Annotated in this window: 25 protein-coding genes and 1 tRNA gene; 11 read left to right on the top strand and 15 right to left on the bottom strand. The window is 65.5% G+C overall.

Features of this window, described 5'->3' with window-relative positions; translation table 11 throughout:
- Positions 1-147: 147 nt before the first annotated feature.
- Positions 148-1,440 (bottom strand): OmpP1/FadL family transporter, encoded by a 1,293-nt coding sequence (locus P0652_RS10865; protein WP_284178831.1) that lies wholly within the window; start codon positions 1,438-1,440, stop codon positions 148-150.
- Between the two features lie 429 nt (positions 1,441-1,869).
- Here P0652_RS10865 and P0652_RS10860 point away from each other — a divergent pair, with 429 nt between their 5' ends.
- Entirely contained in the window at positions 1,870-2,718 is an 849-nt protein-coding gene (locus P0652_RS10860; RefSeq protein WP_284178830.1) for a fumarylacetoacetate hydrolase family protein, read from the top strand.
- 4 nt (positions 2,719-2,722) lie between these two features.
- Here the strand turns inward: P0652_RS10860 and P0652_RS10855 are convergent, their stop codons facing one another.
- From P0652_RS10855 to P0652_RS10845, 3 genes are all read right to left on the bottom strand, one after another.
- Complete coding sequence (locus tag P0652_RS10855) at positions 2,723-3,604, bottom strand: alginate lyase family protein (protein WP_284179095.1); 882 nt, start codon at positions 3,602-3,604, stop codon at positions 2,723-2,725.
- Positions 3,605-3,715: 111 nt separating this feature from the next.
- Positions 3,716-4,672, bottom strand: coding sequence for an N-acetyl-gamma-glutamyl-phosphate reductase (gene argC / locus P0652_RS10850; protein ID WP_284178829.1), 957 nt, complete (start codon positions 4,670-4,672; stop codon positions 3,716-3,718).
- Between the two features lie 226 nt (positions 4,673-4,898).
- Entirely contained in the window at positions 4,899-5,189 is a 291-nt protein-coding gene (locus tag P0652_RS10845) for a hypothetical protein (protein WP_284178828.1), read from the bottom strand.
- A 167-nt stretch (positions 5,190-5,356) separates the two neighbouring features.
- On the opposite strand from P0652_RS10845, the gene P0652_RS10840 reads away from it, so the two are divergent.
- The gene (locus P0652_RS10840) at positions 5,357-6,112 is read left to right on the top strand and encodes a class I SAM-dependent methyltransferase (RefSeq protein ID WP_284178827.1); all 756 of its coding nucleotides are present in this window, start codon (positions 5,357-5,359) and stop codon (positions 6,110-6,112) included.
- Positions 6,113-6,138: 26 nt separating this feature from the next.
- On the opposite strand, the gene P0652_RS10835 is transcribed toward P0652_RS10840, so the two are convergent.
- The 4 genes from P0652_RS10835 to P0652_RS10820 form a co-directional block, all read right to left on the bottom strand.
- On the bottom strand, positions 6,139-6,795 hold the full coding sequence (locus P0652_RS10835) for a hypothetical protein (protein ID WP_284178826.1): 657 nt from the start codon (positions 6,793-6,795) through the stop codon (positions 6,139-6,141).
- Between the two features lie 207 nt (positions 6,796-7,002).
- Positions 7,003-7,479, bottom strand: coding sequence for a 30S ribosomal protein S9 (rpsI, locus tag P0652_RS10830; protein WP_284178825.1), 477 nt, complete (start codon positions 7,477-7,479; stop codon positions 7,003-7,005).
- 2 nt (positions 7,480-7,481) lie between these two features.
- Positions 7,482-7,967, bottom strand: coding sequence for a 50S ribosomal protein L13 (gene rplM / locus P0652_RS10825; protein WP_284178824.1), 486 nt, complete (start codon positions 7,965-7,967; stop codon positions 7,482-7,484).
- A gap of 169 nt (positions 7,968-8,136) precedes the next feature.
- On the bottom strand, positions 8,137-8,589 hold the full coding sequence (locus tag P0652_RS10820; protein WP_284178823.1) for a PaaI family thioesterase: 453 nt from the start codon (positions 8,587-8,589) through the stop codon (positions 8,137-8,139).
- A 106-nt stretch (positions 8,590-8,695) separates the two neighbouring features.
- Here P0652_RS10820 and P0652_RS10815 point away from each other — a divergent pair, with 106 nt between their 5' ends.
- The 3 genes from P0652_RS10815 (at position 8,696) to P0652_RS10805 (ending at position 11,486) form a co-directional block, all read left to right on the top strand.
- A complete protein-coding gene (locus P0652_RS10815) occupies positions 8,696-9,496 on the top strand; it encodes an enoyl-CoA hydratase (protein ID WP_284178822.1) in 801 nt (266 codons plus the stop codon).
- A gap of 64 nt (positions 9,497-9,560) precedes the next feature.
- Complete coding sequence (locus P0652_RS10810) at positions 9,561-10,088, top strand: CoA-binding protein (RefSeq protein WP_284178821.1); 528 nt, start codon at positions 9,561-9,563, stop codon at positions 10,086-10,088.
- A 108-nt stretch (positions 10,089-10,196) separates the two neighbouring features.
- Positions 10,197-11,486, top strand: coding sequence for an O-acetylhomoserine aminocarboxypropyltransferase (locus P0652_RS10805; RefSeq protein WP_284178820.1), 1,290 nt, complete (start codon positions 10,197-10,199; stop codon positions 11,484-11,486).
- Positions 11,487-11,532: 46 nt separating this feature from the next.
- Here P0652_RS10805 and P0652_RS10800 read toward each other — a convergent pair whose 3' ends face one another.
- Positions 11,533-12,576 (bottom strand): COX15/CtaA family protein, encoded by a 1,044-nt coding sequence (locus P0652_RS10800; protein WP_502947520.1) that lies wholly within the window; start codon positions 12,574-12,576, stop codon positions 11,533-11,535.
- Positions 12,577-12,718: 142 nt separating this feature from the next.
- Between P0652_RS10800 and P0652_RS10795 the strand changes: the two genes are divergently transcribed.
- Positions 12,719-12,925 carry a DUF2842 domain-containing protein gene (locus P0652_RS10795; RefSeq protein ID WP_284178819.1) on the top strand — a complete coding sequence of 69 codons (207 nt, stop codon included), beginning with the start codon at positions 12,719-12,721 and terminating at the stop codon, positions 12,923-12,925.
- Between the two features lies 1 nt (position 12,926).
- Here the strand turns inward: P0652_RS10795 and P0652_RS10790 are convergent, their stop codons facing one another.
- Positions 12,927-13,985 carry a polysaccharide deacetylase family protein gene (locus P0652_RS10790; protein ID WP_349774980.1) on the bottom strand — a complete coding sequence of 353 codons (1,059 nt, stop codon included), beginning with the start codon at positions 13,983-13,985 and terminating at the stop codon, positions 12,927-12,929.
- A 29-nt stretch (positions 13,986-14,014) separates the two neighbouring features.
- Between P0652_RS10790 and P0652_RS10785 the strand changes: the two genes are divergently transcribed.
- Positions 14,015-15,145 (top strand): GNAT family N-acetyltransferase, encoded by a 1,131-nt coding sequence (locus P0652_RS10785; RefSeq protein ID WP_284178818.1) that lies wholly within the window; start codon positions 14,015-14,017, stop codon positions 15,143-15,145.
- Between the two features lie 9 nt (positions 15,146-15,154).
- Here the strand turns inward: P0652_RS10785 and P0652_RS10780 are convergent, their stop codons facing one another.
- Complete coding sequence (locus tag P0652_RS10780; RefSeq protein ID WP_284178817.1) at positions 15,155-17,428, bottom strand: GumC family protein; 2,274 nt, start codon at positions 17,426-17,428, stop codon at positions 15,155-15,157.
- Positions 17,429-17,676: 248 nt separating this feature from the next.
- Here P0652_RS10780 and P0652_RS10775 point away from each other — a divergent pair, with 248 nt between their 5' ends.
- From P0652_RS10775 to P0652_RS10765, 3 genes are all read left to right on the top strand, one after another.
- Positions 17,677-18,147, top strand: coding sequence for a polysaccharide biosynthesis/export family protein (locus P0652_RS10775; RefSeq protein ID WP_284179092.1), 471 nt, complete (start codon positions 17,677-17,679; stop codon positions 18,145-18,147).
- The gene (locus tag P0652_RS10770) at positions 18,147-19,307 is read left to right on the top strand and encodes a glycosyltransferase (protein ID WP_284178816.1); all 1,161 of its coding nucleotides are present in this window, start codon (positions 18,147-18,149) and stop codon (positions 19,305-19,307) included. Before P0652_RS10775 ends, P0652_RS10770 begins: the two co-directional genes overlap by 1 nt.
- 180 nt (positions 19,308-19,487) lie before the next feature.
- Positions 19,488-20,762: an O-antigen ligase family protein gene (locus P0652_RS10765; protein WP_284178815.1), complete on the top strand. Its 1,275-nt coding sequence runs from the start codon at positions 19,488-19,490 to the stop codon at positions 20,760-20,762.
- A 6-nt stretch (positions 20,763-20,768) separates the two neighbouring features.
- Here the strand turns inward: P0652_RS10765 and P0652_RS10760 are convergent, their stop codons facing one another.
- A complete protein-coding gene (locus P0652_RS10760; protein ID WP_284178814.1) occupies positions 20,769-21,986 on the bottom strand; it encodes a glycosyltransferase family 4 protein in 1,218 nt (405 codons plus the stop codon).
- Positions 21,987-22,145: 159 nt separating this feature from the next.
- Between P0652_RS10760 and P0652_RS10755 the strand changes: the two genes are divergently transcribed.
- Positions 22,146-22,223, top strand: a tRNA-Pro gene (locus tag P0652_RS10755).
- A gap of 119 nt (positions 22,224-22,342) precedes the next feature.
- On the opposite strand, the gene P0652_RS10750 is transcribed toward P0652_RS10755, so the two are convergent.
- The 3 genes from P0652_RS10750 to P0652_RS10740 are packed head-to-tail and all read right to left on the bottom strand — an operon-like array spanning position 22,343 to position 24,878.
- Entirely contained in the window at positions 22,343-23,035 is a 693-nt protein-coding gene (locus P0652_RS10750; protein ID WP_284178813.1) for a 4-carboxy-4-hydroxy-2-oxoadipate aldolase/oxaloacetate decarboxylase, read from the bottom strand.
- A complete protein-coding gene (locus P0652_RS10745; RefSeq protein WP_284178812.1) occupies positions 23,032-23,757 on the bottom strand; it encodes a PIG-L deacetylase family protein in 726 nt (241 codons plus the stop codon). The genes P0652_RS10750 and P0652_RS10745 overlap by 4 nt, the downstream gene beginning before the upstream one ends.
- 14 nt (positions 23,758-23,771) lie before the next feature.
- Positions 23,772-24,878, bottom strand: a complete 1,107-nt coding sequence (locus P0652_RS10740) for a 4-oxalomesaconate tautomerase (RefSeq protein ID WP_284178811.1) — start codon at positions 24,876-24,878, stop codon at positions 23,772-23,774.
- Positions 24,879-24,951 lie beyond the last annotated feature (73 nt).

Here is a 24,951-nt window from a genome sequence, read left to right as displayed (position 1 = left end):
GTTTCCGCATAGGTCGAGTTTGCCGGGAAGCCGGGCCGACAGCCCTTTTGAGCCGGACCACCCGCAGACCATCAATGCATAAAAAAAGGGACCGGTTTCCCGGTCCCCTCGCCCCCTGCAGGCTTATGGGGTGGAGCGGCGGGCCGCTCAGAACTTCGCGATAACCGGCGCTTCCTTCTTCACCGGCGCGCCCCAGCGCGAGGTCAGGCCGAAGGAGAGGAGATGCGCATCGGCCTTCGATTCCCCGACAAAGACGGACCCGGCCGTCAGCGTCTGGTTGATCGGGGCCTTCTTGATGTGGAGGTACGAATACGAAGCATTGATGCTCAGGCGCTCGGACCAGTCATAGGTCAGGCCGGTCGAGAGCCAGAGGCGGTCATTATCGGGCAGCGAGGCGCGGCGGACGGCATCCGTTACCGGCGAGATCTCGTAGCCGATACCAGCACGCAGTGTCAGCTTGTCGTTGTAGCGGTATTCGCCGCCGAGCGAGAAGAACCAGCCGTCGCTGTAGCCGAACGGCAGGACCGCCGGGAAGCCGGCAGCCTGATTCTTGAGCGCGGCATGGCCGATACGGCCCCAGTTCTGCCATTCCACCGAGGCGAGCAGGTCGAACTTGGTGTGCAGCGTCTGGCGCAGCGAAAGGTTGACGCGGTTCGGAAGGTTGAGCGTGCCCTTCGAGTTCGACGACGAGGCCGCGCCGAACACCGTGGTGCCCTCGATCGGCTGGTCGACGAAGGAGCGCCAGCCAAGGCCGATCTGCGTCGTCTTGGTCGGGGTGAAGGTCACGCCCGCGGTCACGCCGAAGCCCCAGCCATCGGCCTGGGTGATCCCGGCACCGGCGGCACCGGCCGGCGGCAGCGGAACGAGCTGTCGGGCGCTGGCATACTGGATCTGCAAGCCGACGCCGAACGACCACATCTCGTTGAGCTTGTAGGCCACGGAGGGCGTCAGCGTGATGATGCGAAGCTTGGTCGTCGAGGCGAGGAAGCTGGTGCGCGAGAGCAGATCGGCCTTGGTCGTGTTGCCATAGGTCGAATTCAGCGAGACACCGAGATAGATCTTCTCGCTCAGGGGATACACCACGTAGGTGGCGGGCACGAAGTAATCCATGCCGACATCCCCCGAAAGGGGACGCGCGTTCAGGCCCGGGTTCAGCGGCGAGGCGCCGGTATAGGTGCCGGTGATTTTCGTCGTCGGAATGCCGAACGTGTAGTTCGAGTCCAGCGTGAACCGCGTGAAGCTGGTCATCGTCGCCGGGTTCATGAACATGGTGGCCGCCGAGCTCGAACCGGGCGCCGCAGCGCCGGCATAGGCGGTGCCATTGAAAACCGCGCTCTGCGAAGAGTTGATAAATCCACCCGCCAGCGCCGGTGACGCAAAGGCGCCCGCCAGGGCCAGGCCCGTGCTTGCGGCGAGTGCGGTTTTCAAAATCGATTTCATACCATGCCCCTTGCGTTACCCGGCGCTCATGTGAATCGGACGCCGTTTGTCCCGTCTTCACCATTTTGCAGAGCCGATTTCGTCATGCAACAGTCGCATTTTGAGGCGACCTGCCTGCAAGGGGGCATGCGGAGCAGCCGAATCCGGCAAATTGTCGAGCAATTCTGCAGGCGCTTGCAGAAAGCATCGGCAGACTTGGTTCATGGGTGAACTTTAGCCGGGAATCTGACCGCCCCGCCGAGGCGCGATACCGTTGAATTGGACCTCGGACTATTACGCTTTTGTAACCAGTGTTGCGCGCCGACAACAGTCAGCCGGCTGCCACCCGCCTTTTCGCGGAGACCACGCGAAGTCCCGCCTTGCAAAGCCTTGACGTTCGGCGTTGTATGCGCCCGGGGAGTACGATCGAGGCGTAACGCGGGGTATCCAATGAAACTGGTCAGGTTTGGGCAACCGGGAAAAGAAAAGCCGGGGCTCATCGATGGGCAGGGCAAGATCCGTGATCTTTCGGACCATGTTCCGGATATTGCGGGCAACGCCCTTTCCAGGAAATCACTCGCCAAGATTGCGAAGCTGAAGGCGGACAAGCTGCCGCTGGTTCGGGGTCGTCCCCGCCTCGGAGCCTGTGTCGGCGATGTCGGCAATTTCATCGCGGTCGGGCTGAATTACGCCGATCATGCGGCGGAGACCGGGGCGCCGATTCCGGTGGAGCCGATCCTCTTCAACAAGGCACCGTCCTGTATCGTCGGTCCGAATGACGATGTGACGATCCCGCGTGGCTCGCAGAAGACCGACTGGGAAGTCGAACTGGCGATCGTGATCGGCGAGCGCTGCAGCTATGTCGAGGAAAAGGACGCGATGAGCGTCATTGCCGGCTTCTGCGTCTGCAACGACGTGTCGGAGCGTGCCTACCAGACCGAGGGCACCGGCCAGTGGATGAAGGGCAAGGGCTGCCCGACTTTCGGACCGCTCGGCCCGTGGCTGGTGACGCCGGACGAGATTGCCGACGTGCAGAAGCTCGGCATGTGGCTCGACGTGAACGGCAAGCGGATGCAGAACGGCTCAACCGCCACGATGATCTTCGGCGTGGCGTTCCTGGTCTCGTACATCTCGAAATTCCTGATGCTGGAACCAGGCGATGTCATCACCACCGGCACCCCGCCGGGTGTTGGCATGGGCATGAAGCCGCCGGTCTATCTCAAGCCGGGCGATATCGTGCGCCTCGGCATTGACGGGCTCGGCGAGCAGAAGCAGCTCTTCAACGCCTGGCAGGGCTGACCGGTCAGGGCATCCCCTTGCGGGCGAGCAGGCTCATATTGCCGCCCGTCAAGGCGTCCCAGACCTCCTTTTCCCCGAGCACGGCGGCAGCGCCCGCAAGGCGGCCGGGGAACCGTTTCTCGTAGAAGGCAAGCCAACCCAGCGCGTTGCGCTCGAGCGGACGTTGTTCGGTCCCGGCAAGCCGGGCCATGGCGGATGAATCGCCGAAGCCCTTGAAGGTGAGCAGGGCGAGGCGGTGGATCGCGCCGTTTCCGGCGGCATAGCCGGCCTCGCCCCGGCGTTCCGACAATTCCGCCAGGATGACAAGGGGCCGGATCGCGAAGTTATGGTAATGGAGCGCCATGCGGCCGCGCGCCACCTCCCGCGGGAGCGAGCCATCCGGCTGGATATGGGTCAGGGCATCGCGGTAGATGGCCCTCGCCTTGCTCCAATGCCCGGCATGGCCGGTGGCGCTCGCGACGGCGCCCAGTGCGGCACCGGCCCAGTAGGTCAGGTTGTTCGGATTGCGGGAACGCAGCGTCGGTTCCGTTGTGACCGCATCCGCGACCCGGTCGAGCCAGGGCTCGATCACCGCCCGATCGGCGGTCGGGATTTCGGCCTTGATCATCAGATAGGCCATCGCGATCGCCGTGAGTGCCCATCGCCGCTCGTAATGGGCCTGCGTCTCGTTCATGCGCCCCAGCAAGGCCCCACCGGCTGCCCAATGGGCGATCCAGCGCCCGGCGCACTGGCTCCAGCCCTTGCTGCCCGCAAGTCCGCGGCTGGAGAACCGTGTCACCTCGCGGCGGAAATCCTCGAGCGGCTTCACCGAGGCCATCCGGCGATCCCAGGCAGCCTGGTCGACGATCGAATGGGCCTTGTCCGAGTAGAATCGGTTCGACGTGATGTCGGCTACGGCGGCCGGCGGCGGCGGGCAAGTCTCCTGCCCCCGGGCGGACGAGGCGATGCATCTCGGTTCTCCCGCCCCGAAGCATCGCCCGAAAGCGGCAAGGAAAGGTTACATCCCGACCATCAGCTTCAGGTTCTGCACGGCCGCGCCCGAGGCCCCCTTGCCGAGATTGTCGAGCCGGGCAACCAGCACCGCCTGGCCCCGCGCGGCATTGCCGAACACAAAGAGTTCCAGCCTGTTGGTGCTGTTGAGCGCCTCCGGCTCGAGCTTGCCCTTGAGCGCGAGGGTCTCCTCATCGCTCGCGACGCGGACGAATGTGCTGCCCGCATAATGCGCGGCGAGCGTCGACCGGAGGTCCTCGACGCTCGTTCCGGCGCGCAGGGTGGAGAGATGGAGCGGCACGGAAACCAGCATTCCCTGCCGGAAATTGCCAACGGAGGGCACGAAGACCGGCATGCGCGAAAGCTTGGAATAGGCCGTGAGTTCCGGCAGATGCTTGTGGGACAGCCCGAGCCCATAGAGTTCGAAAGCCGGCGCGTGGCCGGTCTCATAGGCCTCGATCATGCCCTTGCCACCGCCGGAATAGCCGGACACGGCGTTGATCGTCACCGGATGGTCTTTCGCCATGATGCCGGCATCGACAAGCGGCCGCAGCAACGCGATGCCGCCCGTCGGGTAGCAGCCCGGATTGGCGACACGCTCGGCCGCGGCAATCCGCGCGGCATGGCCGTGCGCGAGTTCGGGAAAGCCATAGACCCAGCCCGGCGCAACGCGATGGGCAGTCGAGGCATCGATGAAACGCGGGCATTCGCTGCCCAATGTCTCGCCGAGGGTCACGGCTTCCTTCGCGGCCTCGTCAGGCAGGCAGAGGATGACAACATCGACGCCGGCCATCAGCGCCTTCTTGGCGCTGACATCCTTGCGGGCTTCCGGCGCAATGGACCGGATCTCGAAACCGGGCTCGTTGGCCAGCAGATCGCGGATCTGGAGGCCGGTGGTTCCGGCTTCGCCATCGATGAACACGGCAGGTTTCGCACCCTTGAGAGGGGAGATCTGTGCAGACATGGGTTGACTCCAGGAATGGGCGGCAGGCAGCGGTTAAGCCCGCAAGATGTCAGAGGGATGAATCCGGCTACCGGATTATCCTCGTCGTCGAATCACGATGTGACCGGCCCTGAGGGGCATCACGCTCTCCCGGATAGCGAGGGCGCCGATCCCGGGCGCCAATCTCGCGATGCATGCCGGCTTCACGCCGGAATTGCAAGCGGATTTGCGCAGGCCGCCTTCCGCGTCACGAGGTGCGGCGGCTGCGGTTGAGGAAGGCCGCGAAGAACAGCCAGGGCAGGATCAGCCCGCTGCCGGCCAGGATCAGGCCGATCAGGCGCCCGAATTGCATGGCCTGCGGCGCATTGTTGGCCAGTGCGGGCATGAACTGGATCAGCCCGAAGGCGAGGATCGGCGTGAAGAAGGCTGCAAGGCTCCAGCGGATGCGGATGCCGAGGGCCTTGCCCGGCGCGAACAGGATAAGGATCGCCGGGAGAAAAACCAGGAGGGCAATCAGGCCGAGAGCAAAAGCGCGCATGGGATTCCGGTTCGCGTTGGGTTCGGGCATTCCCTTAGCTGCCGGCGGCCGTCCCCGCTAGGACGAAATCTCGCCGGGCGCGTGGGGATGCGCCGGATGGAGGAGAATGGGTCTGGGCTTGTCGGGGCCATTCGATTAGCTATTCGTGAACAAAGAAGGAAATGTGCATGATCCTCCCGACCGGCAATGCCCGCCTCGATGCCTATCTCGCCCATGGCTATGCAGAGGTCCGGGGCATGTCGTCGGGTTTCGCGGCGTCGATCACCGGCCATCTGATCAGCCGGCAGGCCGAAATGGGCATCCGTGGCCATGTGGCAGAGATCGGGACGTTCGAGGGGCGGTTCTTCATCGCCATGGCGCTGGGGCTGCACCCTGGCGAGCACGCGATCGGCGTCGATGTCTTCACCTGGCCAAGCGAGAAGGTGCTTGACCATCTCCATGCGAATTGCCGCCGCTTCGGCCTCGGACCGGCGGAGTATACCGCGATCAAGGGCAATACACGCGGCATGACGGGAGCTGACCTTCTCGCCCCGGCCGGCGGTGGCCTGATCCGCTTCTTCCATATCGACGGCGAGCATGACGATGCCAATGTCACGCAGGATCTCGACCTCGCTGCTCCGCTGATGCACGAGCACGGGCTGATTTGCCTCGATGATATGCTGCATCCGGGCTACCCGGAACTCACCGAGAGCGTGCATCGCTGGCTGCGCGCGCACCCCGAGTGGCGGGTCCTGGCCATTCTCGACCGCGAGGATATTGTCGCCGCGGCGAAATATGTGCTCTGCCGGGTGGAGAGCGTGGCCCTTTACGAAAAAGACCTGCTCGCGGCCTTCGCCGCGCAGGTCTTTCCGATGGGTGCCGATTGTGTCGGCCATTTCACGATGGTGCTGAGCCCCGCACCGCGCCTTGCGATCGTGGACTGATCAGCAGGCGGCGTGTTGCTGCCAGATCAATCCGTTCGAACCTGCCGGATGCGCTGTCCCTCCGGCTTCGGGCGGACGACATTGACGGGGCCGTTGGCCTGCGGAGCATGGCGATGGCGCGGGCCCGTGACCACCACGGCACCGGAACGGCCAGGCGTGACAAGGGCATCATCCGAACGCAGGACCGGGCGGGCTGCCGGGGCACGCGGGTGCACGATGACAATCCCGTCACGGCGGGTCCGCCAGGAGCCGGCATCCTCACGATAGGCCGAGGAATAGGTGTTGCGCGGCTTCGGACGTGGCCGGTAGGCATAGCCATAGGGCCGGTCGACCTCTGCGTAGGACTGGACCATCGGGCGCCGCGGCCGGCGCACCAATTCGGTCTCGACGTAGATGTCGGGGCGGAAAGCCCGTCGACGGTGATAGCCCTGCGGGTGATGCCCATAGGCCCGCCACGCATGCCGGGCATGAGCCGGCACGCAGCGACAGCCGTCATCCCAGCGCGCATGGCGCATGCCGTAGCCGCGATGGCCATAGCCGTAGATGCCGCCAGAGGAAACATCCGGCACGGGGTGGTAATAAACCAGCGGGAAGCCCGGCTGGTAATGCTGCGACTGCGCCTGGGCAGGGGCGACAAAGCCGAGGAAGGCCAGAAAACCGGAAGCCAGAACTGCGCGGAACATGATGGACCTCTAACGCGAAACAGGCTCCCACTAGGACTCGCTTCGGCAATTGCGTCAATCTGGGACAGGCCGGCGTGGCGCATTTCCTTTCCGTTAACATTACCGCCGACATCGATTTCCCACGCCGGCCGACGGATTCCGGGAGGGCCAAAAGAAAAAGGCCCGGTTTCCCGGGCCTTTCGTAAATCTCGGTTCGACGAGGCGCGATCAGCGCTTCGAGAACTGGAAGGACCGGCGGGCCTTCGCCTTGCCGTACTTCTTGCGCTCGACCACGCGGCTGTCGCGGGTCAGGAAGCCGCCCTTCTTGAGCACGCCACGCAGTTCCGGCTCGTAGAAAGTGAGCGCGCGCGAAATGCCATGGCGCACCGCGCCGGCCTGGCCGGAAAGGCCGCCGCCATTGCACGACACCATGATGTCGTACTGGTCGACACGGCCAGCGGCCACGAGCGGCTGGTTCAGCAGCATGCGCAGCACCGGGCGGGCGAAATAGACCTCGAGAGCACGGTTGTTGACCGTGATCTTGCCGGAGCCCGGCTTGATCCAGACGCGGGCAACCGCGTCCTTGCGCTTGCCGGTAGCATAGGCACGACCCTGCTTGTCGAGCTTCTGGACATGGACCGGCGCTTCAGCCTGGACCGACGCCTTGGCGCCGAGATCGGCGAGAGAAGACAGAACCTCAGCCATGATTACCCGAGCCTCGTATTCTTGGAGTTGAGCGATGCCACATCCAGCACCTGCGGCTGCTGGGCATCATGCGGATGGGCGGCACCCTTGTAGACGCGGAGATTGCCGAGCTGCTGGCGACCCAGCGGGCCGCGCGGGAGCATGCGCTCCACGGCCTTCTCGACGATGCGCTCCGGGAAGCGGCCCTCGATGATGAACTTCGCCGACCGTTCCTTGATCCCGCCGGGATAGCCGGTGTGGTGGTAATAGTTCTTCTGGGCCAGCTTGCGGCCCGTGAACACCACCTTCTCGGCGTTGATCACGATCACGTTGTCGCCCATGTCGACATGGGGTGTGAAGCTGGCTTTGTGCTTGCCGCGAAGCCGCATGGCGATGATCGAAGCGAGGCGGCCCACGACGAGGCCGGTGCCATCGATCACAATCCACTTCTTTTCGACTTCGGCCGGCTTCGCCACGAACGAACGCGTGGCAGAGGTCAGGGCCTTCATGGTCATCCTCGAAGGGTTGCATCCGAAAACAAGAAGCGACGCCGAAGCGCCGCCATCGGGAGCAAGCGTATAGGCGTTCGCGGCGAAGCGGTCAACGTCTTTCTTGCTTAGTACGCCAGTCAAAAAACATTGAAAATCATCGCTTTAACAATCGTGGTATTATTTTACCCTATCCAATAGCGCCCGGTGGGATGGAATAGGTGCCGGTCACGTGGGCGACGGGCTCGTCGCCGGCCTCGGAAAACAGCGTCACCTCGCCGACGCAGAGCCGCTTGCCGGCTTTCAGCAGCCGGCATTCGGCGATCAGATCGGCCTTGTCGGGCTTGCGGAGGAAATTGATCGACAGGTTTGTCGTGACCGCCAGCGCCACCCGCCCCGAAACCGAGAGAACGGCGACATAGAGCGCGAGGTCGGCGAGCATCATCATGGCGGGGCCGGAGAGCGTACCGCCCGGCCGGACATGCCGGGGATGATAGATCAGGCGCAGCCGGCAGGTGCCGTAACCGACCGCCTCGATGGCCACGCTTCGTCCGCCATGGTGGATCTCCGGAAAGACCTCGTCGAGGAAGGCTTCCATTTCGGCGCGGTCAAGGGCAGGTTTCTTGTCGGGTGCGGCAGACATCGGCAGGCACTTTCGGTTTCGGGGGCGAGGCGCTCGCCTCTCCGGGCCTGCGGCGCCGCGACGGGAAGTCGGGCACCGGGCTCGTTTCGACGCGAGGACAAACGTGATGACCACAGCCGCACTTGTCGAGGGCCCTGCCCCGCTGATCCACATCGAGGATCGCGGCGCGATCCGCATCCTCACGCTGGCCAACCCGCAACGGCGCAACCCGCTTTCAACCGCGATGATCGCGGCTCTGCATGGCGCGCTGGAGAAAGCGGGCAAGGACAGCAGCGTCCGCGTGGTGCTGCTGGCCCATGAAGGGCCTGCCTTCTCCGCCGGCCATGACCTCCGCGAAATCCAGGCGGCCCGCGCGACGGCAGATCACGGGCGCGGCTTCTTCACCGAGCTGATGGCGGCATGCTCCGCCATGATGCTCCAGATCCGCGCCATGCCGCAGCCGGTGATCGCGGTTGTGGAGGGCGTGGCAACCGCAGCCGGCTGCCAGCTTGTCGCGACCTGTGATCTCGCCGTGGCCGGCGCCGATGCGCGTTTCGCGACGCCCGGCGTGAATATCGGGCTGTTCTGCTCGACGCCGATGGTCGCGCTGTCGCGGAATGTCAGCCCGAAACATGCGATGGAAATGCTGCTGACGGGGGAGCTCGTCGATGCCGCGACAGCCGCCCGGTTCGGTCTCGTCAACCGCGTCATGCCAACCGGGGCGGCACTGGCAGAGGCCGAAGCGCTGGCGCGGCAGATTGCCGGCAAGCCTGCCGCCGTGCTGAAGATCGGCAAGGAGGCCTTCTACCGGCAGAACGAGCTCGACCTTGAGACCGCCTACACCTATGCGAGCGGCGTGATGGTCGAGAACATGCTCATGCGCGAGGCACAGGAGGGCATCGGCGCCTTTGTGGCCCCGAAACGCTGAAACCCGGCATGGCGCCGCCCGATTCCCCCTAGCGAAAATCCGCCTTCTGCGTCAGAGGAAAGGAATGAACCACGATTCCTACTCCGACGCGGCCATCCGCAGCATCCTGAAGCGCGTCCGCCGGATTGCCATGGTGGGTGCCAGCGAGAACCCGGCCAAGCCGAGCTTCCTCGTGTTCAAATACCTTGTCGAGCGCGGCTATGACGTGATCCCGGTCAATCCCGGCCGCGTCGGGACCGAGATGCTCGGCCGCCCCTTCCTGCCCAACCTCGCGGCGATCGAAGGGCCGGTCGACATGGTCGACATCTTCCGGAACTCGGAAGCCGCGCTGCCGATCGTCAAGGAAGCACTGGCCCTCGAGCCGAAGCCGCAGGTGATCTGGATGCAGCTGACGGTCCGGAATGACGAGGCGGCCGCCCTTGCCGAGGCGGCGGGGATCGAAGTGATCATGAACCGCTGCCCGAAGATCGAATTCGGCCGTCTCTCCGGCGAAATCTCGTGGCAGGGCGTGAATTCACGGATTCTCTCCGCCAAGCGACCAGCCCTCTCGACCAAGGGGTTCCAGAAGCTGACGCTGGACCGGAAGACATGAGGGACACCTCGGGGACAGCCGGGATGGATCGTTCGTCAAAACGAACAATCCCGATTGACGAACGAATTTCCGCTTTATAGAACAAACCTGCTTCTGGAGGAGACCCCGATGACCGATCACGCCCCTGGCTTCTCAACCCTTGCCGTCCATGCCGGCGCCCAGCCGGATCCTGCGACCGGCGCGCGCGCCACGCCGATCTACCAGACCACCTCCTTCGTGTTCGACGATGTCGACCATGCCGCCTCCTTGTTCGGGCTGCAGGCTTTCGGCAACATCTACACCCGCATCGGCAACCCGACCAATGCCGTGCTGGAGGAGCGCGTCGCCGCGCTTGAGGGCGGCACGGCCGCGCTCGCTGTAGCTTCCGGCCATGCGGCCGAACATCTTGTCTTCCACACGCTGCTGGAGCCGGGCGACGAATTCGTTGCGGCCAAGAAGCTCTATGGCGGCTCGATCAACCAGTTCAACCATGCCTACAAGAAGTTCGGCTGGAATGTCGTCTGGGCCGAGAATGACGAGGCCGAAAGCTTCGAGAAGGCGATCACGCCGAAGACCAAGGCGATCTTCATCGAATCCATCGCCAATCCGGGCGGGGTGATCTTCGACATCGCCGCCATCGCTGCCGTGGCCCGCAAGGCCGGCATCCCGCTGATCGTCGACAATACGCTCGCCTCGCCCTACCTCGTGCGCCCGTTCGAGCATGGCGCCGACATCGTGGTGCATTCGCTGACCAAGTTCCTCGGCGGTCACGGCAATTCCATCGGTGGCATCATCGTCGATGGCGGCACGTTCGACTGGCTCAAGGCCGGGCAGAAATATCCGTCGCTGACCGCGCCGCGGCCGGAATATGCCGGCATGGTGCTGGCCGAGACCTTCGGCAATTTCGCCTTCGCCATTGCCTGCCGCGTGCTCGGCCTGCGCGATCTCGGCCCGGCCCTCTCGCCGTTCAACGCCTTCCAGATCCTGACCGGCATCGAGACCCTACCCCTGCGCATGCAGAAGCATTCGGACAATGCCCTCGCCGTGGCGAAATTCCTGTCCACGCATCCCGCCGTTTCGTGGGTATCCTATCCGGGCCTCGAGAGCGACAAGTACCATGCCCTCGCCCAGCGCTATACGCCCAAGGGTGCGGGCGCCGTCTTCACCTTCGGGCTGAAGGGTGGCAACGCGGCCGGCATCGCGTTGGTCTCGAACCTCAAGCTCTTCTCGCATCTGGCGAATGTCGGCGATACGCGCAGCCTCGTGATCCACCCGGCTTCGACGACGCATCGCCAGCTGACCGACGAACAGAAGGTCATTGCCGGCGCCGGCCCGGATGTGGTGCGCCTTTCTGTCGGGATCGAGGATGTGGCGGATCTGATCGCCGATCTCGATCAGGCGCTGAACGCCGGGGCCTGAGCGGCCAGGATCATGCGGGGCCGCCCCGTGCGGCCCGTCACGACAGTCACGGCGCCGGTTTCACGACCGGCGCCATTTTCATGGCATGCATGACGGCATAGGCGAGGACGAGGAAAGCCAAAGCCTGATGGGCAAGGCCAGCCCAGATCGGCACGACGAGCAGCAAGGTCACGATGCCGAGCACGGCCTGCGCCGTGACCAGCCCGAACAGATGCGAGGCGCGCCGGGCCAGAGCCGTGCCCCGCAGCGCGAAAGCATGCCAGAACGCAAGCGCGAACAACAGATACGCCCCGATCCGGTGGTTGAACTGGACCAGCGTCGGATTGTCGACGAAGTTCTCGCCCCAGGGCTGGGTCACGAAGAGCTTGTCGAGCGGCGGAACCAGCGCGCCATCCATCAGCGGCCAGGTATTATAGGTGAAGCCGGCGCGCGAGCCGGCAACCAGCCCGCCCAGCGCGATTTGCGCCAGCACGCCGAGAACCAGACCCCAGGCGGCGAGGCGCATCCCCGCCCCTTCGGCGCGGCCGGAACCGAAAGCCCCGTAACGCGCCGCCATGGCCACCAGCCCGATGAAGAACAGGCTGGCGAAGGTCAGATGCAGGGTGAGCTTGACGGGTGCCACCGCAATCATCCCCGGCTCGAGGCCCGAGCGCACCATGATCCAGCCGATGGCGCCCTGCAGGCCCAGCAGCAGGCCGAGGCCGAAGGTGGCGAGCGCCAGCCAGCCGCGGATCACCCCCGTCAGCAGGAAGGCAAGGAACCCGCCGAGCATGACAAGGCCGATGAAACGGCCGAGCTGGCGATGGCCCCATTCCCACCAGTAAATGAACTTGAACTCGCCGAGCGACATGCCGGCATTGAGCAGCTTGTATTGGGGGCTGGCCTGATAGAGCGCGAATTCGCGCGCCCAGTCCGCTGCATTGAGCGGCGGGATGGCGCCGATCACCGGCTTCCATTCGGTAATGGACAGCCCGGAGCCGGTGAGCCGGGTCGCCCCGCCGACCGTGACCATGACCAGGACCAGCACGATCAGTGTCAACAGCCAGATCCGGAACGCCCGCGCGCCGGAAGCCCGCAGGCCGCCGGCCATGCCGGTGCCGAGGGCGTTGGGATGGGTGTCCATCAGCGTCACGGTGCCGCTTCCTTCTTGCCGGATCGGATTTCATGGTCGATATGCACGATCGAACGCGACGGACAAGTGCCCAATGGTCGCGGAAGCCCAGAGAGACAGCATGAACCCCCGGATCAAGAAGTTCATCGGCGCATTGGCCATGGTCCTGTTCGTGGCCTTTTATGCGCTGGTCATCGCGGCGCTCGCTCCCCGGATCCTGACGGGCGCCTCCAAGGTGACGGAGATGCTGTTCTATCTGGTGGCCGGGCTGGCCTGGGTGCTGCCGCTGCTGCCGCTGATCCGCTGGATGGAGCGGCGCAAGGCCTGATTCAGCCCTTCAGGGCAAAGGGAACGCCGGAAAGCAACGCCCGGAGATAGCGTTCTTTCTGGTAGTGGCCATTGACCGAAATGCGCGGCAGGGCATGAACGGGCTGCCCCGGCTTCAGCACGCCCGGTCGCGTCGTCACCGCAAGGCTGTAGCCCGCTTCGCGCGCCATCGTGAATTCACGGGTGCCGGCCGATCCGGGATCGCCGACGGGATAGGCAAAAACAAACGGATCGACATCCAGTTCCTCGCGGATACGGCGGCGGCTTTCCTCGATCTCGACCCGGGCACGTTCGGCCGGGATGCGCGCAAGGCGGGGATGGCTGACCGTATGGGCGCCGATGCTGGCCAGCGGGTGCCGGGCGAGATAGCGCAGGTCCTGCCAGTTCATGCAAAGGCTTTCCACCCGGCCGAGCGGATCAAGGCCCGCCGTATCCACCAGCACGCGCATGGTCTGTTCGAGCACGCTCTCGTCATGCCGGCGGAGGCGCCAGTAGATCCGGCTCCACAGGGCCAGTTTTTCTTTGGACGTGCCCGCCGGTCCTTCCACCATGCCATCCGGAAAGGCGAGCCGGAGGGCCGGCTGGCTATCGATCGCCTCCTCGAGGTCAAGCCACCATAGCGGAGCGGTCCTGTCGGCGAAGCCGGTGCAGACGAACATTGTGAAGGGCGCACGATGCGCCTCGAGCACCGGCAGGGCATGGCGTGCATTGTCGCGGTAGCCGTCATCGAAAGTGAGCACGGCGAAGGGCGGCCCCTCTTCGGACAGCCGGGCCGGCACCTCGGCCAGCGGCACGATGGCATAGCCGAGATCGGCGATGAGGCGCAGCGTCTGGTCGAGAAAGTCCGGCGTGATCGAGAGGCCGGCATTTTCCGGCATCTGTGCCACCGGTTCCGGCGCGACATGGTGGAAGGTGAGGATCACGCCCCGCCCCCGGCAGCGCGGTGCGAGCCAGCGATCAGCCCCCGTCATGGCGATCGTGGACAGGACGGTGCGGATCAGGGCATGGCGCATGGAATCGCGCGGGCTCCAGCGAATCGTGGCATGCACCATCTTAGACATGTCCAACGTCAAGTCGTCGTGAATTCACCATGGCCGAGCCATCGCTCCTGCGCGCCGAGATCCTGCTGCCCGAGGCGGCCAGTTTCGCTCGCCTTGATGGCGCGTTGACGACACCGTTCCAGGCCACGGGCTGGTTGCAGCATTTCCTCGAGGCGCACCGGGAGACCGGACGGCTGCGGCTGCTGCGGCTGCTCACGCCGGGCGGTGCGGAGATCCTGCTTCCGCTGCTGGTGCACAGGGCCCGCGGCGCAACTCTCGCCGTGAAGATTGGCGGGGCCCATGCCAGCTATTTCACGCCGGGCCTTGTCGGCGAGGTCCCGGCGCTGAATGCGGCCGAGCTTGTTCCGGCGTTGCGGCAGGCGGCCCGTGCAGGGGCGATCGACGCACTTCTGTTCGAGGATATGCTGCCGGCCTGGCGCGGCCGGAAAAACCCGCTGATGACCCTCGATGCCCGCATGGCGCCGAACGACGCAGCCTTCCTGACGCTCGGCGATGATGCCGAAGCGCTGCTCGGCTTCCTGCTTGACAAGGATGCGCGCAAGAAGCTGCGCGCGAAATCCGCCCGGCTTGCGGAAATGGGCGGTCTCGCGGCCCACTGGGTCGAAGAGCCGGCGGCGATCGAGACCGCCCTCGCCCTGTTTTTTTACTGGAAGACGCAGCAATTTTCCGCCCGCGGCCTCGCTGATGCGTTCGGCGACGAGGCGGTGCGCCGGTTCATCGTCCGGGCCGCGCATGACCCTGCCGGGGGTCTCAAGCTCTTTGCGCTCTCGCTGGCCGGGCGGCCGGTCGCGCTGATCGGCGGGGCGATGCATGACGGGCATTTCGCGGGGATGTTCACCGCCTATGATCCGCGACCCGATATTGCCAAGCACAGCCCGGGTGAAGTCATGCTGCAGGCTCTCCTGCCAGCTCTGGTCGAGGCCGGCTGCCGAGGCTTTGATCTCGGCGCCGGCGATGCCCGCTACAAGACGCGGTTCTGCCCGGAAAAGCAGACCCTGTTCGATGCCGCCCTCGGCGTCACGTTTCGCGGTCGCTTCCACGCACAGCTTTGGCGCATTGCACGGCGGATCAAGGGGCGAATCAAGCGCAATCCGCGCCTGATGGCGCTGGTGGAAGCGTGGCGCCGACGGCGCCGCAAGCGGGCACCCGGCCCGGCCTGACCCGAACCGTCAGGCCGTCTCGTCCTGGAAGCGGGGCATCGGGTCGTTCGCGGCGGCATATTCGCCGCCGGTCTCGTCACCCAGCACATAGACCGGAGCATCCCGGCAGGCCTCAAGCCGCGAGACCACCTTCTGCAGGACCGGATCATCATCGGGGCGTTGCGAGAGCACGATCACGACATCGCCCAGTTCGGTGAAGAACTCGCCGGGCCCGCCGACGGCCCCCAGTTCGATGATGATATGGCTGTAGCTCTGGCGGAGGGCATCGACCAGCGTGACAACGGCGTTCCGCCCCGTGGGCTGAACGATCTTTGCCCCGAGCACCATGCCTGCGGGAATGACATGCAGGCGCGAGCGGGCGTCGCGGTGGATGATGTCGCCCAGAGGGGCCACCCGGTCGAGCCAGGCGCCGAGGCCGGGTGCCCCATGTGGCAGCAACCGCGAGAACAGGTTGCCCGAACGGCCCTTCTCATGGCCGACAAGATCAACCACGATCGCCGCACCATCCTCGGCGAGGCGGCGGGCAAAGCGCAGGGCGCTGAGGCCGGGTTGCGGCGAGGCGTCGAGTGTGAAGACCAGGACCACCTTGCCCTGCCCCGTGAAATCCATCATCGCCAGTTCGGCCGCCAGAAGATCCGCCGGCGCGGTCTCGGCGCCGGGCTTGCGGCGCATCCCCGCCGCCACCGCCGGCGCGGGCGTGGGCGCGTTGAGGAAAGGTTCCTGCGCCTTGCGGCCAAGGCCGAAGGGCAGCAACAGCCCCCCGAGGAGAGAGGGCTTCTGCGGTTCCCATGGCAGGGGATGCGGGTTCGCACCCGGGCCCGTGCCGGAGGCCGGCACCTGAGCCGCTGGCATGTCATAGCCATAGGCGTCGAGATAGGCCGGCATGGCCTGCCGGGCCATCAGCGCCTGCGTTGCGATCAGCGTCGAGGAAACAACGAGCGTGCCAAGGGTCGCCAGCAGGATGATCGGGATCTTCTTCGGGAAGGTCGGCTCGCTCTGCGGGAAGGCACGGGAGATCACCCGGGCATCGGCGGGCTGGGTGCTTTCTGTCGAGCGCGCGGCGGCGTCGAGGAACTTGTTCCGGTAGGAATTAAGCTGCTCGCGGAGGGCCAGCGCATCGCGCTCCAACGCTTTCAGCTGCACCTCGTCCTCGTTGGACAGGGCCGTCGCCTTTTTCTGGCTGTCGAGTTCGGCCTGCATAGAGGTGACGCGGGCACCGGCCGCGCGGGCATCATTCTCGAAGGCACGGGCCGCGCGTTCGGCCGCTGCCCGGACCTGGCCCTCGAGATCCTGAAGCTGCGAGGCCAGTTCCTTCATGCGCGGATGGCCGGGCAGCAAGGTCCGCTCTTCAAGCGCGATCTGCGCCTTCAGCGAGGCGCGCTGCTCCAGCAGGCGGCGGACCAGCTCGTTGTTGATGATTTCCGAGGTCTCGAACACCTTTCCGAGGCGCAGGGCATCCCGGATGATTTTCGCGCGGGCCTGCAGATCGGCTTGCTGCGAGCGGGCCAGCGAGAGTTGCGTGTTCAGCTCCGAAAGCTGCTGCGTGGTGATGCTGGTGTTGTTGGTGCTGACGAACAGCCCCTTGGAAGACCGGAAGGCCTCGACCTTGGATTCTGCCTGCTGGACGCGCTTCATCAGCGGTTCGACGGCCTTTTCCAGCCATTCCGAGGTGACCCGGCTGGTCTGGGTTTTTGCGCCTTCCTCGCGCGCGAGATATTCTTCGGCAATCCGGTTGGCGACATTCGCTGCAACCTGCGGGTCCTGGGACTGGAACTCGATCGCGATCACGCGGGACTTGCCGAGCGGATAGACCAGCAGGCGGCGGAAATACATTTCCAGCACGCGCTCGTCCTGGGGAATGGTCCGCGGATCCTTCTGGAGGCCGAGGGCGATCAGGATCGTGCCCGACAGCCCGACGCCGTTCTGGACAGGGTCATATTCGGCGCGCTTGTGCAGGCCCATCTCGTGGATGACCTTCAGCGCGAGGTCCTTCGACATGACATTCTGGACCTGGCTCGCCACGGCTTCCGGGTCGATGGCCGGGTCGCTGCCGCGGGTATCCCGATCGGGCCGCGAATAGACCGTCTCGCGGTTTTCCAGCAGGACGCGCGCCTCGCCGGTATAGCGGGGCGTCAGGAGGCTGACTGCCACCATCGCGAGGCCGAATGCGACGGCCGTCGGGACGATGATCCAGAATTTCTTCCGCCACAGGGCCGCAGCAACGCCGCCGACGCTGTCATGCGTCGCAGGCGGCACAGCCGGGATGCGTTCCGCCGAATCCATGCGGAAACTCCTTTCACTTCAAAAGAAAGGCTGAACGAACATGGTTTCATTCGCGTTAAGACCGGCCGCAGGCGCGCGGAAACCCCGGCGAATTGATCATTCGTTAACCATAAGCGGGCAAGGTCGGCGCTGTAGAAACTGCCTCGAGTCTTGTCATGCGCCTGGTACGGATCCTTGGAACCCTCGCCTTCGCCCTGGCCGTTTCGGCCTGTGCGAACGGCGTGCGTTACAATCATCAGTATCTCGAAATGGAAGCGCACGCGCCCTACACGCTGGCCGGCGGTGACCGGCTCCGCGTGATCGTCTTCGGGCAGGACAGCCTCTCCAATTCCTATGCCGTCGACGGGGCCGGCCGGATCGCCATGCCGCTGATCGGCGTGATCGAGGCCCAGGGCCGCACCACGCTGCAACTCGCCCGGGCGATCGAGGACAGGCTCCGCGCCGGCTATCTCCGCGAGCCGAAGGTTTCAGTCGAGGTCGAGACCTACCGGCCTTTCTTCGTGCTCGGCGAAGTGAATTCATCCGGCCAGTTTCCCTATGTCAACAACATGACCGTGCAGACCGCCATTGCCATTGCCGGCGGCTTTGCCCCGCGCGCAAACCGGAACTATGCCGAACTGACGCGCGCAACGCCGGAAGGCATGATGACTGTGGCCGTTCCAATGACGATGCCGGTGCGCCCCGGCGATACGATCGTCATCAAGGAACGCTTCTTCTGATGTCCGACGGAGCCTTGCCCGCACGCGCCGAGCGCCCGCTCCGGATCCTCTACGTCTTCCGCGCCCCGGTCGGCGGGCTGTTCCGCAACGTCTTCGACGTCATCCGCGCCCTCGCCGCGCGCGGGCACTCGATCGGGCTGCTCTGCGACAGCCAGACCGGCGGCGAGCGGGGCGAACGGCTGCTCGGGCAACTGGCGCCGCTCCTGCCGCTCGGGATCCACCGGATACCGATGCATCGCAACCCGCACTGGACCGATATCCCGGCCCTTATGAAGATCCGGGCGCTGGTCCGCGACCATGATGTCGATGTCGTGCATGGCCACGGCGCCAAAGGCGGCCTCTATGCGCGTTTCCCGAGCTTCCGGCGGCGGGGCGGACGGCCGATCCGCTGCTACACCCCGCATGGCGGCAGCCTGAACTACTATCCCGGCTCGCTCGCCCACAAGGGGTTCATGCTCGTCGAGAAGCTGCTCGAATCGTCCACGGACCTGTTCCTTTTCGAAAGCCGGTTCATCACCGACCGCTATGTCGAATTTGTCTGCCAGACCAAAAAGCCGGTGGTGATCGCGCTTAACGGGCTGCACCAGCATGAATTCGAGCCGGTCGTCCCGCGGGAGGATGCGACCGATTTCCTCTATGTCGGGGAATTCCGGGAGGCCAAGGGCATCGACACCCTGGTCGAGGCGCTGTTCCTGCTGGCTGCAGACAGCATCTTTCCGACGATTACCATGGTCGGATCCGGCCCTTCGGAGGCGCGGATCCGCCAGATGATCGCCGAGCGTGGCCTCGAAGGCAGCTTCCGCTGGCAGGGCGTCACGCCGGCCAGCGAGGCGTTCCGGCTCGGCCGGATCATGGTGGTGCCCTCGCGCTTCGAATCCCTGCCCTATATCGTGCTTGAGGCCGTGGCTGGCCAATTGCCGCTGATCAGCACCCATGTCGGCGGCATTCCCGAGGTCCTGCCCCGGGATTACCCGCTGCTGATCCCGCCGAATGATCCGGCCCGGCTGGCCGAGGCGATGCGGAAAGCCGTAGAGACGCCATTCGATACACTCCGGGAAACCGCGGCGCGGCTTTCGGCCGATGTGCAGACGCGGTTCACCGTTCCGCTGATGGTCAGCACCGTCGAGGGCTCCTACCGCCGTGTGCTGGAGCATGGCTGAGCGCCTGCCCGGCTTAACCGGATCTTGATCGCTGCCGGCTAGCGTTTCCCGCGCAGGCGCGTTTTCCGCCTGCGCGTGGAGTATGCGTTGCGTTCGAGGTTCCAAGGCGGAAAGCTGCCCGGGCCAAGCCTGCCCCGGCCCGGCTGGATGCGCCATTCCCCCTTCCCTTCCGGGTTGCTGATGCCCGCCCATGCCGGCGAGCCCTTCCTGCTGCTCATGATGGCGCTGATGGTGTTCACCGGGGCCTTCGTCATCTTCGACATTGCCTACAACCTCACGAGCATCGCCACTGTCGGGCTGTTCGCGCTGATGGGCCTGCGCTTCGACCGGCGGAATGCCCCGCTCCTGCTCTTCCTCATGGTGTTCAATATCGCCGGCCTGATCGCGCTGCAGCCGCATCTCGACTTTGCCGAAAGCCGTGACTTCATCATCGGCACCTGCTTTGTCGCGACAACGGCCGCCTTCTTCTGCATGGCGATGAACCAGAACGCGATCCAGCGCCTCGAGGCCATCAAATGGGGCCTGCTGGCCGGCGCGAGCGTGGCCTCGCTGGCCGGGATCATCGGCTATCTCAACATTGCCGGCCTCGGCGCGTTCTTCACCATGCATGAAGGGCGCGTCTCCGGCACGTTCCGCGACCCGAACGTGCTGGGCTCGTTTCTTGTCCTGCCGGCGCTGTTCCTCATCCATGACTTCCTACGTGAACCGCGCTTGCGGCTGCTGCGCGTGGCTTTGCTGGGGCCGATCCTGCTCGGCCTGTTCCTGACCTATTCGCGCGGGTCCTGGGCCGCGATGGTGATCGGGACGGCGGTGCTTCTGGGGCTGATGTTCGTGACCGCCCGCAACGACCAGTTTCGCGCGCGACTGACCTTGCTGACTCTTGCCGGGTTCTTCGCGCTCGCTATCGGCTTCGCCGCGATCCTCTCGGTCGACCAGATCGCCGAGGTCTTCGCCGACCGGTTCACTCTCCAGAAGGACTATGATTCCGGCCCGTCCGGGCGTTTCGGCAACCAGCTCCGCTCACTGCCCGACCTGCTGTCGCGTCCTTTGGGGCACGGCCCGAACCGATTCTGGCTCTACTATCCCGAGAACCCGCACAATACCTACCTGATGGCCTTCGCTTCCTATGGCTGGCTCGGTGGCATCACTTTCCTGGCCTTCATCATCTCCACCTTGTTGATCTCGTGGCGGACGGTCCTGCTGCGCACGCCGTTCCAGCCCTATGCCGTGGTGATTTTCGCCGGCCTCATCCCGCACCTCGTGCAGAACTTCCAGATCGACACCGACCGCTGGCGCCATCTCTTCATGATCTATGGCCTCAGCTGGGGGCTGGCCGCGGCCTCACGCCGGTGGCTGGACGAGTATCGCTTCTATGCGCATCTCGCCTATGCGAGCGCCCGGGACCGCATCCGCCCCTCCACGGCCCCGCCGCTTCAGCCGCAGCCGGCCGAATAGCGGCGGCTACTTGCGGGCGATGAGCCCGGCATAGACCTCCTCGAGCCGGCGACAATGCCGTTCGAGGCTGTAGGGATCCGCCCAGTACCGGCGGTAGGCCCCTTCGGAAAGCCGCCTCACGGTGCCATCATCCGACAGGGCCGCCAGGGCCCGCGCCAGGTCAGCGGGGTCGGCCTGCCGGAACCACAATCCGTTCTCGCCATCGATGACGCTGTCCCGGGCGGCGCAGCCATCCGCGGCGATAACCGGCGTTCCGAGTGCGAGCGCTTCGAGGACGGTCAGCGGCTGGCCCTCGTGCCAGAGCGAGGGGAAGACGAGCGCCCGCGCCGCCCGGAGGTGGCGGCGGACCCCGGCTGCATCCTGCCAGCCGACCAGCCGCGCCTCGGGATAGCGGCGGCGCAGCTCGCCAGCCAGCGGCCCGTCGCCCACAAAAACCGGTGTGATGCCGGCAATCCGTGCGGCTTCAGCAAAAACGAAGATGCCCTTCTCCGTCGACAGGCGGCCGAGATAGATGATCTCGCCCGAGGCCGGATCGGGCTTGGGGCCGAGATTTTCGGCCTCGATCGGGTTGGCGACCTCGTGCAGGCGGGTTCCGGCCGGCAGGTGCGGCGCGATCACATCCCGCTGGTAGCCGTGGAAATAGACGATATCCGGCAGGGCCTCAGGCAAATGGTGGACATGCTTCATGGCCGTAGTCCGGACCACCCGCCAGGCCTTGTGGAGACGGGAGCGCGAATCGCAGGCCGTGGCGAGGCATGCCGCCGAGAGCGGCTTCAAGGTGCAGTGCCGATGCTGGACATAGTTGTAGAAGCCGCCATTCGGGCAGAGCAGGAAATATTCGTGCATCGTGTAGAGCGCCGGCAGCCCGGATTTCCGGATCGGACCGGCAATCGACGAGGACAGCGCCTTCGCCCAGCCATGAACGTGGATCACCGTGTCGCCGAGCGGCTGCGCAGCCAGCAGCGCCTCGAGCGCCTCGGCGGCGGTTTCGTTGTGAATGCCCCGCCAGGCCGCGCGCAGGGCCGAGCAATCCTTGATCAGCTCGCTCTGGCCCAGCACATGGACCGGGATTCCGGCTGCCTCCAGTTCCGCTGCCGCCGGGCCCACCGCCGCGAAGACGACCGGCTCGTGCCCGAGCGCCTTCAGCCCGAGCGCCGAATCGAGCGCGACCTTCGCCTGTCCGCCATTGACGAACGCCGTATCCAGAACCAGCACGATGCGCATGGGCAGCCTCCCGGCCGATCCGCCTAGCGCAAAATCATGAATTTTCCGGCTAACCTGCCGTGCCGCGGCCCGTTCCAGGCGCCCGCTTTCCGAACCCGGAGACGGACCGGCAAAAGACATTGCCAGCCCCGGCAGGACCCCCTATAAGCCGGGGCTCGTCGGAGTGTAGCGCAGCCTGGTTAGCGCACTAGTCTGGGGGACTAGGGGTCGTGGGTTCGAATCCCGCCACTCCGACCATCTTACCCGCCATCGAATACAAGCTTGTTTCCGATCTCCGGAAGCGTGCCCTGTGCACGGCTCGGTGCACGGCTCGCGGCATCGTCCGGACGGGCGGGGGGAACCTCAAACCGGTCGGATCACGCTTCGTCCAGCGTCTCGACATAGCGCAAGCCAGCCTTGGCGAGGCCCTCGCGCATGGCATACATGTCGAGACCGAGCTCACCCGAGGCGAGGCGCTGGCGCTTCTCGGTTTCGTTGGCCTCGCGTTTCGCGCCGAGTTCAGCGATGCGCGCGGCATCGGCCCGGGGCACGACGACGACGCCATCATCATCCGCGACAATGACATCGCCCGCATGGACCAGCGCACCGGCACAGACAACCGGCACATTCACCGCGCCGAGCGTGGCCTTCACCGTGCCCTTGGCGGAAATGGCCTTCGACCAGACCGGGAAACCCATCTCGGTCAGGGTGCGGACATCGCGCACGCCGGCATCGATGATCAGCCCCTGCACGCCGCGCGCCTTGAGGGAGGTGGCGAGGAGATCGCCGAAATAGCCATCGGTCGACGGCGCCGTCACGGCAACAACGAGCACGTCGCCCGGCCGGCATTGCTCGACCGCGACATGCAACATCCAGTTGTCGCCCGGCTGGGCGAGAACCGTGATGGCACTGCCGGCAATGGCGGCACCGGGATAGATCGGCCGCATATAGGGCTGCATCAGGCCGATCCGGCCCATCGCCTCATGGGTGGTGGAGACGCCGAGGCCGGCAAGGCGCTCGATGGCCGAGGGCTCCGCCCGCTCGACCCGGGTGACGACGACGGTTTTCATGCGAGTTCCTCCAGCGCCTGCGGGAAGAGACGCTGATAGGCCTCGCCATAGGTCATGGCGCGGCCGGAATTGCGCCCGCCCTGCATGCCGCGATTGAGCGCGACACGGGTGTAATATTCCCAGAGATGCTTCTGCGCCGCCAGGACCTCGAAGGCCCTGCGCTTCGTCTCCCAGACGTCATCGATGTTGAGGATGACATTCGGCTTGAAATTGCATTGCTCGGGCTGATGCGGCTCGAACAGGAAGACCGGAGGCGCGGCATAGGCGCGGTCCGGATCCGGCTTGTGCCCGGCTGCCTGTGCGATGATGCGCGCTTCCTGGGCCAGCCGCGTCGCCTCGGGATGGTCGATATTGTAGGGATCCTCGAGGCTGTGCGTGAGGATGAAGCTCGGCTTGAGCTCGTGGTTGATGTCAACGAGCCGGTCGATGATCGCCTCGGTGCCGCGCAGGGGGTAATCTCCCGCGTCGAAAAACTCGATCTCCGCCCCGAGGATCGTGGCGGCACGCTCCGCCTCGTCGCGGCGCTGGGCCTTGACCTCGGCAAGGCTGACCCCTGCCTTCTTCCAGGCGAACTGGCTTTCGCCGCGCTCGCCATAGGAGAGGCAGGCGATCTTCACCCGGTAGCCTTTCGCGACATGAAGCGCGATGGCGCCCCCGGCCCGCCAGACGAAATCCCCCGGATGGGCGGTGACGACAAGGCCGGTCTTGGTGGATGCACTCATACGTTGGGTCCCGATCATTCGGCAGCGTGGTGGATGGTGCCGGCCTCGGCGGGCTGGCGGGCGAAGGCAATACCGTCGAACAGCTTCCGTGCGGTGCGCAGGAGGCCAGCGCGCGTGACCACCGGGGCCGCCTCGGTCCCGTCGACTTCGAGGCGGACAGAGAATTCGCCGGTCGGATGCTCGACCGAGAGGGTCCGGATGCGGCCGGAGGGCATCCGTGCCACGGCAGCGGCCGGCGAGCCGGGGAGAACGGCTGCCGTCGCCACCGTGACGGCCGCAAAAACACCAATCGATGCATGGCATTCATGCGGGATGAAGCTGCGGGTCAGGATGTGACCGCCCGCCACGGGCGGCGCGACGAGGGCGATTTTCGGCACGACCTTGCCCGAGACATCGCCGAGATTCATCAAGGGGCCGGCCTCGAGCCGGATCGCCTCGATCCGGGCCTTGAGTTCGGCATCCTTGTCGAGCTGGTCGCGCGGTTCTTGCCCGGTCCGGCCGAGATCGGCCGCGCGCATCACGATGACGGGCATGCCGTTGTCGATCAGCGTGCAGGGCACGCCGCGGATGATATCGACCACGTTACCCGTGGGGAGAAGCTTGCCGCAGACCGAGCCTTCCGCATCAAGGAAATCGATCGCGATCGGTGCCGCCGTGCCGGGCGCGCCGTCGATCCGGGCCTCGCCGAGATAGTTCACCACGCCGCCGGGTGTTTCGACGAGGATCTCGGCGATCGTGCCGGTATTGAGCGTGCGCACCTTCACCCGCGTCTCGGGATGGCAGGCCGGTATGAGGCCGCGCTCGATCGCGAAGGGCACCACGCCGGCAAGGATGTTGCCGCAATTCGGGGTTGTATCGACCATCGGCTTGTCGACGCCGACCTGCGCGAACAGGAAATCGATGTCACAGCCGGGCTCCACCGAGCGGGAGACGATGGCGACTTTCGAGGTCAACGGATGCGCGCCGCCCAGCCCGTCAACCTGACGCGGATCGGGCGAACCCATCAGGCTTAGAAGCAGCGCATCCCGCGCGGCAGGCTCGGCGGGAAGGTCCTCGGCGAGGAAATAGGCCCCTTTCGAGGTGCCGCCCCGCATCATCATGCATCGAACGCCCCGGAGCATTTTGGCTTCCCGTTTCCCTGGGGGACCAGACCGGCCAGAGCCATGCCGGCTGTCCTTCTTGACCGAGACAGAT

It is taken from the genome of Rhabdaerophilum sp. SD176, assembly GCF_030143245.1.
GTDB lineage: Bacteria > Pseudomonadota > Alphaproteobacteria > Rhizobiales > Beijerinckiaceae > Rhabdaerophilum.
This window is presented reverse-complemented; position numbering and strand designations above follow the sequence as displayed.

What these genes read in the sequence shown, in the direction of transcription:
- P0652_RS10845 (WP_284178828.1), bottom strand. Translation starts at nt 5,189, where the DNA reads ATGCGCGCTTTTGCTCTCGGCCTGATTGCCCTCCTGGTTTTTCTCCCG.
- P0652_RS10745 (WP_284178812.1), bottom strand. Translation starts at nt 23,757, where the DNA reads ATGAGTGCATCCACCAAGACCGGCCTTGTCGTCACCGCCCATCCGGGG.
- rplM (WP_284178824.1), bottom strand. Translation starts at nt 7,967, where the DNA reads ATGAAGGCCCTGACCTCTGCCACGCGTTCGTTCGTGGCGAAGCCGGCC.
- P0652_RS10815 (WP_284178822.1), top strand. Translation starts at nt 8,696, where the DNA reads ATGACCACAGCCGCACTTGTCGAGGGCCCTGCCCCGCTGATCCACATC.
- P0652_RS10765 (WP_284178815.1), top strand. Translation starts at nt 19,488, where the DNA reads ATGCCCGCCCATGCCGGCGAGCCCTTCCTGCTGCTCATGATGGCGCTG.
- P0652_RS10790 (WP_349774980.1), bottom strand. Translation starts at nt 13,985, where the DNA reads ATGTCTAAGATGGTGCATGCCACGATTCGCTGGAGCCCGCGCGATTCC.
- P0652_RS10780 (WP_284178817.1), bottom strand. Translation starts at nt 17,428, where the DNA reads ATGGATTCGGCGGAACGCATCCCGGCTGTGCCGCCTGCGACGCATGAC.
- P0652_RS10805 (WP_284178820.1), top strand. Translation starts at nt 10,197, where the DNA reads ATGACCGATCACGCCCCTGGCTTCTCAACCCTTGCCGTCCATGCCGGC.
- P0652_RS10860 (WP_284178830.1), top strand. Translation starts at nt 1,870, where the DNA reads ATGAAACTGGTCAGGTTTGGGCAACCGGGAAAAGAAAAGCCGGGGCTC.
- P0652_RS10810 (WP_284178821.1), top strand. Translation starts at nt 9,561, where the DNA reads ATGAACCACGATTCCTACTCCGACGCGGCCATCCGCAGCATCCTGAAG.
- P0652_RS10800 (WP_502947520.1), bottom strand. Translation starts at nt 12,576, where the DNA reads ATGGCCGGCGGCCTGCGGGCTTCCGGCGCGCGGGCGTTCCGGATCTGG.
- P0652_RS10835 (WP_284178826.1), bottom strand. Translation starts at nt 6,795, where the DNA reads ATGTTCCGCGCAGTTCTGGCTTCCGGTTTTCTGGCCTTCCTCGGCTTT.
- P0652_RS10865 (WP_284178831.1), bottom strand. Translation starts at nt 1,440, where the DNA reads ATGAAATCGATTTTGAAAACCGCACTCGCCGCAAGCACGGGCCTGGCC.
- P0652_RS10750 (WP_284178813.1), bottom strand. Translation starts at nt 23,035, where the DNA reads ATGAAAACCGTCGTCGTCACCCGGGTCGAGCGGGCGGAGCCCTCGGCC.
- P0652_RS10740 (WP_284178811.1), bottom strand. Translation starts at nt 24,878, where the DNA reads ATGCTCCGGGGCGTTCGATGCATGATGATGCGGGGCGGCACCTCGAAA.
- rpsI (WP_284178825.1), bottom strand. Translation starts at nt 7,479, where the DNA reads ATGGCTGAGGTTCTGTCTTCTCTCGCCGATCTCGGCGCCAAGGCGTCG.
- P0652_RS10775 (WP_284179092.1), top strand. Translation starts at nt 17,677, where the DNA reads ATGGAAGCGCACGCGCCCTACACGCTGGCCGGCGGTGACCGGCTCCGC.
- P0652_RS10820 (WP_284178823.1), bottom strand. Translation starts at nt 8,589, where the DNA reads ATGTCTGCCGCACCCGACAAGAAACCTGCCCTTGACCGCGCCGAAATG.
- P0652_RS10785 (WP_284178818.1), top strand. Translation starts at nt 14,015, where the DNA reads ATGGCCGAGCCATCGCTCCTGCGCGCCGAGATCCTGCTGCCCGAGGCG.
- P0652_RS10760 (WP_284178814.1), bottom strand. Translation starts at nt 21,986, where the DNA reads ATGCGCATCGTGCTGGTTCTGGATACGGCGTTCGTCAATGGCGGACAG.
- P0652_RS10795 (WP_284178819.1), top strand. Translation starts at nt 12,719, where the DNA reads ATGAACCCCCGGATCAAGAAGTTCATCGGCGCATTGGCCATGGTCCTG.
- P0652_RS10770 (WP_284178816.1), top strand. Translation starts at nt 18,147, where the DNA reads ATGTCCGACGGAGCCTTGCCCGCACGCGCCGAGCGCCCGCTCCGGATC.
- argC (WP_284178829.1), bottom strand. Translation starts at nt 4,672, where the DNA reads ATGTCTGCACAGATCTCCCCTCTCAAGGGTGCGAAACCTGCCGTGTTC.
- P0652_RS10840 (WP_284178827.1), top strand. Translation starts at nt 5,357, where the DNA reads ATGATCCTCCCGACCGGCAATGCCCGCCTCGATGCCTATCTCGCCCAT.